This is a genomic window from Novosphingobium sp. ERN07, from assembly GCF_012641335.1.
In the GTDB taxonomy this organism is placed as follows: domain Bacteria; phylum Pseudomonadota; class Alphaproteobacteria; order Sphingomonadales; family Sphingomonadaceae; genus Novosphingobium.
This window is the reverse complement of record NZ_JABAID010000039.1, coordinates 1-9,633: the sequence shown is the minus strand read 5'-3', so window position 1 is coordinate 9,633 and position 9,633 is coordinate 1. Positions and strand designations below refer to the sequence as shown.

Genomic DNA, 9,633 nt, shown 5'->3' with positions numbered 1-9,633 from the left:
CGAGCAAGATGGCGGCCAATACACTGCGCATTGGCCCAACCACTCTCCATAACGCTCAAAATCAGTGCCCTACGCCTACCCGCGCACAGGTCTCATGAGTCTCATGCTCCTGGCGATCAGTTTATCGGGATGGTTGCATCCCCGGCCTCGCATCACAATTCTAGGAGATGTCGCCCAGCCGCACTGCAGGGTCAGAGTCGCGTTGCGACCGGCGCAATATTTAGACGCTTATCAGAACAGTGCGATTCATCGCCGGCTTGTACGAAACCCTGACGCTTAAGCGGCACATTGTAGGGGAGAACGCGTCTTCGCCTTTGCCATCGTTGGACGCAGAATGGGAAGCGCAGTATCCGCGCGCCGGCTCGCACGGCTCTATCAACTCACCTGCATGTGCGCACTAGGTGACGGTCCAGAGGCCGTCATAAATGCCAGCCTGTGCGTGAGGGGAGTCGACGGGCTCAGGATCATCGACGCCTCATCGATTCGAACATCATATCGGACGACATCAAAGCGCCGACAATCAAGAGTGCCGAAAAGGGTGTGGAGATGATCTGCGCCCATCTTGCTGGCCGACACGAGGCCAGAGCGTAAGGACGTGCCGCGCTAGACGAAGTCGATCGGCCCAGTTTCCGGCAGGAATATTTTGTCGAAGTTGTCGACAATTTGTTGAACCGTGGGCGTTTCATCGCCGGGCCAATAGCCGGGTCCGGCGACCAGCTTGAGCTCCTGAATCTTCGATCCGGATAGCGATAGCGTCTTGCCGGTCAAGGGCTTCGATGCATCGCTGACCATGTACAGCACCGCTGGGGCGAGCCGGTGTGGCTGCCATTTCGCGGCCAGTTCTGGGGGCAGCAGGTCCTGCGTCAGGCGCGTGGTGGCAGTCGGTGCAAGCGTCCACACGCGGATACCGAATTTTGCGCCCTCGATGGCAAGGACGTGGCTGAGGCCCCAGATCCCTGCCTTCGCTGCCGCATAGCTGCTCTGGCCGAAGTTGCCGAGTAGGCCAGAGGCCGACGTCGTGTTGACGATGACCCCGCCACCATTGTCCTTCATCCACGCGAAGACCGGGCGGGTGACGTTGTAGGTGCCCTTGAGGTGCACGCGAACCACTGCGTCCCAATCAGCCTCTTCGGTTTTAACGAAGCTCTTGTCGCGCAGGATTCCGGCGTTGTTAACGAGGATATCGACATGTCCGAATGCATCGAGCGCGGACCGAAGCAGGCCTTGGGCTTGCCCAGCATCGCCGACATCGGCGCCGTTGAAGATCGCTTCCCCTCCGGCGCTGCGGATTTCCTTGGCGACCGCAACGGCGGCAGGCGATCCTTCGCTGCGCCCGTCAGGCGATCCGCCGAAGTCGTTGACGACGACCTTGGCACCTTCGCGCGAAAACAGCAGGGCGTACTCCCGGCCCAAGCCGCCGCCTGCACCGGTGATGATCGCAACTTTACCTTCCAACATTCCCATTTTTCGTCATCCTCGTCGGTAGTCAGCGTCGGGCGTTCGGGTCGGGATTCCACGCAGGTTTGCGCCGCTCCCGGAAGGAGCGCGGGCCTTCGTCGAAATCGGGGTGGCCCCAATGGAGCCGCAGCAACTGCCAACCATTTTCGAGCGCGCGACCATAGCCCTGCTCGGCCAAGCCCCAGATCGCCTGTTTGGACAGCCGTATGGCGACCGGAGAGTTTGCCGCGATGGTCCGGGCAAGCGCATGCGCGCGCGCCAGTGCGGTGGTAGGATCTGGCTCGAGAATGTCTACGAGACCCACTTGGTAGGCACGTTCGGCTTCCATGCGGTAGCCCTTGCCCGCAAAGGTAAGCAACAGCGCGGTCCCCATCGTGGAGCGCATCGCGATGCCCATGTTTTCCAGCGCCCCGACCTGACCCACGCTGGTATGCGTATCCATGAATTGCGCGTTGCTCGAGGCAATGACGATGTCGCTGTCCACCACGAAATGGAAGCCCGCGCCATTAACCAAGCCGTTGACGCAACAGATGATCGGCTTCCAGACCTTGTTCTGATAAGGCGACCAGTGCGTCGTCTCCTCAAGCGTCCCCTGCTTCAGCGAGGTTTCACCATCGGTGCTGAGGCCCGCCACGGAACCGCCCGTGCAAAAGTGCTTTTCTCCCGCCCCCGTGACGATGACGACTTTGACCGCCGGATCATCATCGACGCGCCGCCAGAGGGTGCGCAGGCCCTTGTGCATGTCGTTCGTCAGGGCATTGCCCTCGTAAGGGCGGTTGAGCGTGATTAGGGCGATCCCGTCATCGTCGAGCGTGTAGTCCAGTCCTTCGGGTAGTTCCATCATGCGTCTCCTAGATTCTCGCCATTCACGCGACGTTCGCGCCTTGCTGCCAATCGGCCTGCGCCTACGCCGAGCCGAGCGAGTATTTCTGAGGTATGTTCCCCAAGCGACGTTTCAGAAAGCCATCGCCTGCCGACCTGCGGCGCGTTGCGCAAAAATTCGTGTCACGAAGTGGCCATGGCTAGCTTCTTTCCAGTCTATCCGCGCGGCGCAGTCGGCACTTGGTTGAACGGCAGTCGGCTGTCGGGCCGGTCTTCGAGCGGAAGGCCGAGCACGCGTTCGGCGATGACGTTCTTGAGGACCTCGTCCGAACCACCCGCTGCGCGCTGCGCCGGGCCGAAATAAAACATATCGCGGAACAGGTGGTCTGACGTGTGGTGCTCTGGGAGAGCCAGCCCACGGCAGGCCTGCAGATCGAGCGCGTAGGATGCCATCTCCTCGATCATCACGCCCCCGACGAGCTTTATCGTTGCGGTTTCAGGTCCGGGGGAGCGGCCCTCTGCGATTGCGGTCAACTGGCGCGCGACACAGGCACGCAGGCCCTGTTCCCTAATCATCCAGTCTGCCATCTGCTGACGCACGTCGTCCCGACTGATGGCTCCTGTGCTGGACACAAGTTCCAGCAGCGCGGCTGAATCCACGTCGAGGATCGCGCCGATCGCCATTCTCTCGCTGTTGAGCGTGGCGACAGCGACATTCCATCCCCCGCCCACCTCGCCAAGGCGCTGCTCGTCGGGCACGAATACGTCGTCGAGGAATACTTCGTTGAATTCGGCTTCTCCCGACATTAGCGCGATCGGGCGAACACGCACGCCAGGCGTGTCCATCCTGAAGAAGAACATTGTCAGGCCTTTATGCTTTGGCACCGACAGATCGGTTCGCACGAGAATGGTGGCCCATTGTGCCTGATGTGCGCCGCTGGTCCAAACCTTCTGGCCATTGATGACCCAGCCGCCTTCGGTACGCTCTGCCCACGTGCGCACTGCGGCAAGGTCCGACCCGGCGCCGGGTTCGGAAAACATCTGGCACCAGATATCATCGGCACGCGCAATGCGCGGGAGCAACTGCCGCTTTTGCTCCGGGCTGGCGAAAGCCAGCAGACTGGCGCCGCACATGAACTGGGTGATGACGAGGAAGGATTGCAGCCGCGCGAGAGGGCCCTCCTCCTCGGCGAAGATGGCACCGAGGTTGGGTGCATCGCGTCCGCCAAATTCGCTTGGCCACGTGAGCACCGCGTAACCAGCGTCATGCTTGCGCGCGTTCCATTCGCAGGCGAGCCGCCACAGATCGTTGCCAGGGAGTGGTGTACCGTTACCCGCCAGGCCCTTCAAGGATTCCATTGTAGCGTCGTCGAAGCGGTTTGCAGCGATCCATGCGCGCGCTCCGCTGCGGAATGCGGCTTCTTCAGGGGTGTCTTCAAGGTTCATCGGCTGTCCTCAGGCCGCACGATCAAGCGGAGTTGCAGCGTTGCGTAACGCGAGCGAAGCCTGGAGGAACCTCTCGCGCCACACCGCCGGATTGCCGATCGTCATGCCCAAGGCCTGCGCTCGGCGATAATAGAGGTGCGCGTCGGCTTCCTGGGTCACGCCAAGGCCTCCTTGATAATGGATGTTTGCGCGGGCGGCGCGGCGGAAAGCCTCGGTTGCAGAAACCCGCGCGGCGGCAGCGGCCAAGGTCAGCTTGTAGTTGCCGATATCAAGGCAGGCAGCAGCGTACCATGCATTGGATCGAGCGACTTCGACTGCGGCGTAAACGTCGGCAAGCCCGTGCTTTATTCCCTGGAACGATCCTAGTGCACGACCGAACGCGTAGCGTTGTCCGACGTAGTCACATGCGGCACGCAGCGCTGCCGACGCGCCGCCAACCTGCATGAATGCCAGGTAAATGGCATGTCGATCGATCATCCGTGACCAGATGGCCTGCGCGTCGGAACGCTCCGCGAGAATTCGCACAGGTGCGTCGTCGAGTTCGATCGCGCAGGCAAGATTAACGCGGTCCAACGAATCCACCTTTCTTCGAACACACTGCTCGATCTCAATCAGGACGACCTGTTGCGTTCCGGCGTGTGAGCCAAGCGTAATCAAGTGGGTGAGGGCGGCACCATCCGGAACGGCGCTGGCGACGCCCCTTGCTCGGCCACCTTGGATGTCCAGCCGGTCCCAGTTCTCGGCAGGAACGATTGCACCGATCACTTTACCCGCAGCGACACTGGGCAGGATCGAGCGGGCAATCACCTCGTCTTCGATCGTGGCGATCGCGTCGGCAAAACCGAGGGCAGAGCTGGCAAACGGAATAGCGGCCAAGTTCGCACCGAATGCCTCAGCGACAAGGCACAGTGTGAGATAGTCGCGGCCCAGACCGCCGAAACGTTCGTCAATCCCCAGACCGAACCAGCCCAAGCCGGCGAGCTCTTGCCACAGCGCACTATCCCAGCCCTTGGACGAGGCAACCGCTTTGCGTGCACGTTCTGAAGATGCTTCGGCGGAGAGAACGCGAACGAACTCCGCAGCAATTTCCTGTTGATCTGCAGTGAAAGAAAGGCGCACGTCGGTCTCCGGCTAACTAGTGCACCATATTAAACCCGCTTCGATCGGTTGAGCAAGCCCTCTGTCTCCACGTCACGCTTCGGGGCCGCTCAAACCGCCAAGTGGCACGCTGCTGCAGGAACACTGAGCAATAGAATTGTGATTAGGGCCGCTTGCAATCCATCACCTCCGACGCAAGGGGCAAACAGAGTGGCCCGAATAGTCCGACCCACAATGGCAAACAACCGCTGCGGTTTGCACGAGATCGAGGCGGTGACACCGCATTATTAGAGAGCTGACTAAGGCGTTGAACCCCGAGGTGACGGTGGCGGAGAGGACGATCCCGATCACCTTTCAGCGCAGAATGGACGTTGGCGCTTGTGGGCGTCAACAAAGGCAAGTCCCGGAATGTGGCACAGCCGCACATTCTCTCACTTCCATTGTTTCACAGAATTTATCAGCTGATTGTCCCACCTCGCAGCATATAACCAGTAGACTCTTTTGTGAAGTCTAACCTTAGCTGTGAATCAGCACTGGTCAGGACATTGAAAACAGTATACTGAATTGGCGAATGGGAGTGCAGGTATGGATTTTGGCTGGACGACAAGCGACGATGCCTACCGCGCAGAACTGGTATCATTCCTGACGCAAGAGTTGCCCAATAACTGGTGGGATTCCTTCGCTTATGACGGGCCTAGCGGGCCCGAATTGATGAACAATGCGGGCAGCTTCAACCGCAAGCTTGCACAGAAGGACCTGATCGTGCGCCATTGGCCGCAAGCCTATGGGGGTCAGGATGCGGGCGCCTGGAAGCAGATCATCGTCAGTGAGGAAATGTGGAGCAGGGGTGAGCCGCGTTCTTCGCTTTACCTCGGGGCGAACTGGGCTGGGCCGGCGATCATGAAGTTCGGGACCGAGGCACAGAAGCATCGGTTTCTCCGGCCGATTGCCGATGGTGAAGTCTTGTGGTGCCAAGGATTTTCCGAGCCTGAAGCAGGCACCGACCTTGCGAATATGAAGACGCGGGCAGAGCCCGATGGCGATGGTTATGTTATCAATGGATCAAAAGTATGGACTTCCTATGCCGCCCGCGCAGACACCATGTTCCTGCTGGCCCGTGTTGGCGCGACCGGAAAAGGCGGGGTGAGCTGCTTTATCCTGCCGGTCGACGCAGCAGGAATCACGGTGCGCCCGATCCCGGCCATTCACAGTCCGCATGATTTCAACGAGGTGTTTTTTACCGATGTCCGTGTGCCCGCAGATGCCCGGTTGGGAGAGGAGGGTCAGGGTTGGGACATCGTCACCACGATCCTTCATTACGAACGTATCGGCGCGGCGCGCTACGAATTCTCCCGGCGTACGCTGGACCATATCGTGACGCATCTCAAGGCACGCGGACTGTTCGACGACCCGGCGATCCGGGGGGAATGCAGCAAGGCTCTCGCCGAAGTCGAAGCTGCGCGATTGCTGACTTATGTTGTTATCGATGGCCGCGCGAAGAATCTGCCCCCGAGCGCCGATACCTACGTCGCGCGCTATTCAATGATTCAGGCCGATCACGCCGTCGCCAATCTCAGTTCGACATATCTGCCCGACCTGTTGACTCACGACGGCGACGGGATGCTACGGGCGCATTTCACAGCTGCTATCACTGCGGGAATCGCGGCGGGCGCTGCTGAAGTGCAGCTCAACATGATATCGGGACGCTATCTTGGCCTTCCGCACGGAGCTTGAAGGGATGGACTTGGCATTCAACGACGAACAACGCGTCCTTCACGATGCGATCGTGCAGATTGTAACACCGCACATGGACATTCCGCGTTCCGGCCCGACCGTGAAGCCGGTGGAGTTCATGTACGCCGATCGTCTGGATCACGAATTGGCCGAAGGTGAGTTCTTCTCGATTGCGCTGATCGACGGTTGTGGCCTGCTCGAGGCGGCCATGCTCGTATATGAGACGGCGCGCGCTCCTCTCGTCATCGAGGCTGCGGGGTCGGCATTGATCGGCGCGCTTTTGACCGGCGAAGCGCTTCCTCGGCCAGTGGCCGTGGCAAGAATGGAGGACTTGCCACGCGCAGTGCGTTTCCTCGATCGGGCAAGGACGCTGATCGTGGACATGGGCGACGATGTCGCAATCGTATCGACCGATGGCCTCCCGATCGCGCCTGTTCACACCATGTTCGCCTATCCGATGGGCCGAGTCCTGGAAAAGGTCGATTTGTCGGGTTCACGTCGACTTGGCCCGTCGGCAGTTCCGCGATTGCGGCACCTTTGCCGGCTGGCAATTGCGCTAGAGACTGCCGGAGCCATGCAGTCCGCGATCGATTTTACTACGCAGTATGTCAAGGATCGCAGGGTGTTCGGGCGACCTGTCGGATCGTTCCAAGCAGTGCAGCATCGCCTTGCGGCCGATCTGCAAAAGGCGCGCGGGTGCTACTGGCTTGCGATGAGAGCCGCTTGGAGCGATGTTCCCGCCGATGCAGAGATCGCGACTCTTTATGCCCAGCGCGCGATCAAAGCAGTCAACTACGATACGCACCAGTTCAACGGTGCGCTTGGCATGACTCTGGAGCATGCCCTGCATTTTTGGACCTTCCGCCTGCGGATCCTCCAAGGCGAACTGGGCGGGGCACGCGCGCAGGCGACTACGCTGGCCGAGACAATGTGGGGTGATCCCTCGAGTGTGCCGGTACCAGTTTCACGCTAGGCTCAGGATCTGTTATTGCAGTTGCTAGGCGGTGCCGACCCCTTGAGGGTTTCATGGATCTGTCCGCTCTGGCCGAGCCGGAGGCTAGTCGTGCTGTATCGGGTCTCACAGAGGCGGACGTTGCATTGACTCGATGCGGGCTTTGCAGCCCATCTGACTACCTTCGCAGATCGTTCGTCCTTGCGTTCCCTCGTGGGACACCGCCCTCGGATCAGCTTCGACGCTTCACCGCAGGCAAACAGATTCTACTCTACCTCACGCCTGGAACAAAGTTCCGTCGCGCAGCATGGCATGCATGATGACAGCAAGGCGGCGGGCAAGGGCAACGCGAGCCTTCTTCAGGCCGCGACGCTTCGCAACTTTCATGGCCCACGTCTTCAGCGCGAACGTCTCTTTGCTCCTGGTCAGGATCGTGTTGTCGAGCCGGACACGCGCTTCCACCAGATGGCTTCGCGCGGTGATCACGCTGGGCGCCCCATGCGCTGCCGGAGATTTGACGTGCACCTCCTTGTAGAAGCCGGTGCGTGCCAACTGTGCGAGGCCGGCAGCATCGTGCGGATCGGTCTTGTTCGCCTTCATGGCCTTGAGGCTCTGGTGCGCCTGGCGGGCATCGATGCACACCACTGGGATTCCCAGTTCACGCAGGCCGAGGCAGATCGCCGGCGACATGCGTCCCGTTTCGATCACTGCCCGCTCGATCGGACGGTATCGTTCGAGCATCGCGGCCAAAGCCTCCGGAGTGCTCTCGACCTTTTCCGACACGAGCTTCCGACCACTTTCGTCAACGATGCAGACCTGCGTGGATTCCATCGGCAGGTCCAATCCGGCATAGTGCTTCATGGCTGCTTCCTTCCTTCAGGATTCGACAACCAGAAGTGTGCGCCTCAACCGAGGTCCGAGGGAAGCAGCCGCAATTACACGATGACTCGCTGACCTGGCCGGCCGTGATGAAGAAGCTCAAAGGGCGGCCGTTGGCATCGGTGATGGCGTGCAATTTCGTGTTCATGCCGCTTTTGGTCCGTCCGATCAGAGGCCCGAGATCCCCTTTATGGATGGCCCGCCCCTAAATCGAACCGCTATCATCTGACAGCGGCAGGCTTTGAGGAAGGAGCGACGGTCATGAACGTATCGGTTCTTGGAATAGATCTGGGCAAGAACAGCTGCAGCGTGGTTGGTCTGGATGCAACCGGGAAGGTCGTCGTCCGCCGGCGAATGCGGCGCGAGACGGTCATCGCGTATGCAGGCGCTCTGCCGCCCTGTATAGAGGCAATGGAGGCCTGCTGCGGTGCGCATCACATGGGCCGTGCGTTGGAGCGGCAGGGGCATACCATCCGCTTGATGTCACCTGAGTATGTCCGCCCCTACGTCAAGGCCCAGAAGAATGAAGACCGCGATGCCGAGGCGATCGCGGAAGCCGCAACCCGGCCGACGATGCGATTTGTCGAGTTGAAGTCCGAAGAACAGCTCGACATGCAGACGCTGCATCGCATTCGTGACCAGCTCGTCGGTGACCGCACCTCGCTGATGAACCAGATTCGGAGTCTGCTTCTGGAACGCGGCCACATCGTACCGCAAGGCCGTGCAAAGCTCGCCGTCCGGCTTGCCGAGCTGCTAGACGCAGACGAGCCATTGCTTGGCTGCCGCATCCATCGGCTCATCAGCGATATGCGGCAGCGCTGGACCGCACTCGACGGGCGGATCGCCGATCTCGATGCCGAGTTCACCGAAGCAGCGCGGGCGGACGAGCGCACGCGGCGCCTGCTGACCATACCCGGTATCGGAGCGCTCAATGCAACCGCGGTTGTGGCCGCAGTCGGCGATGCCCGCACTTTCGGGCGTGGCCGTGATCTTGCCGCATGGCTAGGCCTGGTGCCGCGACAGGCGACGACGGGGGGCAAGCCGCGACTGCTCGGAATTACCAAGCGCGGCAGCCATTATCTGCGCAAGATCCTGCTCTGCCACCTGAAAACTGGATCGTTTTGAGCTAGAGTTTTCGGCCTCAGATTTCCTTGGCTGGGCAAGGAGGCGTGGCATGAAGGCATCGAAGTTCACGGACGCGCAGAAGGCGTTCGTCATCAAGCAGGGTGAGGAAGGTACACCGG

8 protein-coding genes and 2 pseudogenes are annotated in these 9,633 nt (G+C 60.5%); 4 read left to right on the top strand and 6 right to left on the bottom strand.

Features of this window, described 5'->3' with window-relative positions:
* Nucleotides 1–334 precede the first annotated feature (334 nt).
* Entirely contained in the window at nucleotides 335–550 is a 216-nt protein-coding gene (locus tag HGI47_RS23185) for a GMC oxidoreductase (RefSeq protein WP_168854825.1), read from the top strand.
* A gap of 53 nt (nucleotides 551–603) precedes the next feature.
* Here the strand turns inward: HGI47_RS23185 and HGI47_RS21600 are convergent, their stop codons facing one another.
* The 4 genes from HGI47_RS21600 to HGI47_RS23180 all read right to left on the bottom strand — a co-directional run bounded on the left by HGI47_RS21600 (nucleotide 604) and on the right by HGI47_RS23180 (nucleotide 4,845).
* The gene (locus HGI47_RS21600; RefSeq protein ID WP_168854824.1) at nucleotides 604–1,464 is read right to left on the bottom strand and encodes an SDR family NAD(P)-dependent oxidoreductase; all 861 of its coding nucleotides are present in this window, start codon (nucleotides 1,462–1,464) and stop codon (nucleotides 604–606) included.
* A gap of 22 nt (nucleotides 1,465–1,486) precedes the next feature.
* A complete protein-coding gene (locus HGI47_RS21595) occupies nucleotides 1,487–2,299 on the bottom strand; it encodes an enoyl-CoA hydratase/isomerase family protein (protein ID WP_168854823.1) in 813 nt (270 codons plus the stop codon).
* A gap of 197 nt (nucleotides 2,300–2,496) precedes the next feature.
* A complete protein-coding gene (locus HGI47_RS21590; RefSeq protein ID WP_168854822.1) occupies nucleotides 2,497–3,726 on the bottom strand; it encodes an acyl-CoA dehydrogenase family protein in 1,230 nt (409 codons plus the stop codon).
* A 9-nt stretch (nucleotides 3,727–3,735) separates the two neighbouring features.
* Nucleotides 3,736–4,845, bottom strand: coding sequence for an acyl-CoA dehydrogenase family protein (locus HGI47_RS23180; protein WP_168854821.1), 1,110 nt, complete (start codon nucleotides 4,843–4,845; stop codon nucleotides 3,736–3,738).
* 564 nt (nucleotides 4,846–5,409) lie between these two features.
* Here HGI47_RS23180 and HGI47_RS21580 point away from each other — a divergent pair.
* Both HGI47_RS21580 and HGI47_RS21575 read left to right on the top strand, forming a co-directional pair.
* Nucleotides 5,410–6,558 (top strand): acyl-CoA dehydrogenase family protein, encoded by a 1,149-nt coding sequence (locus HGI47_RS21580; RefSeq protein WP_168854820.1) that lies wholly within the window; start codon nucleotides 5,410–5,412, stop codon nucleotides 6,556–6,558.
* Nucleotides 6,536–7,531 (top strand): acyl-CoA dehydrogenase family protein, encoded by a 996-nt coding sequence (locus HGI47_RS21575; RefSeq protein ID WP_206066357.1) that lies wholly within the window; start codon nucleotides 6,536–6,538, stop codon nucleotides 7,529–7,531. The genes HGI47_RS21580 and HGI47_RS21575 overlap by 23 nt, the downstream gene beginning before the upstream one ends.
* A gap of 255 nt (nucleotides 7,532–7,786) precedes the next feature.
* Here the strand turns inward: HGI47_RS21575 and HGI47_RS21570 are convergent, their stop codons facing one another.
* Both HGI47_RS21570 and HGI47_RS21565 read right to left on the bottom strand, forming a co-directional pair.
* The gene (locus tag HGI47_RS21570; RefSeq protein WP_168854818.1) at nucleotides 7,787–8,371 is read right to left on the bottom strand and encodes a transposase; all 585 of its coding nucleotides are present in this window, start codon (nucleotides 8,369–8,371) and stop codon (nucleotides 7,787–7,789) included.
* Between the two features lie 85 nt (nucleotides 8,372–8,456).
* Nucleotides 8,457–8,585 (bottom strand): annotated as a pseudogene (locus tag HGI47_RS21565) (IS5/IS1182 family transposase); the annotation flags it as partial.
* Between the two features lie 65 nt (nucleotides 8,586–8,650).
* Here HGI47_RS21565 and HGI47_RS21560 point away from each other — a divergent pair.
* Nucleotides 8,651–9,487: pseudogene (locus tag HGI47_RS21560) on the top strand (IS110 family transposase); the annotation flags it as partial.
* Nucleotides 9,488–9,633 lie beyond the last annotated feature (146 nt).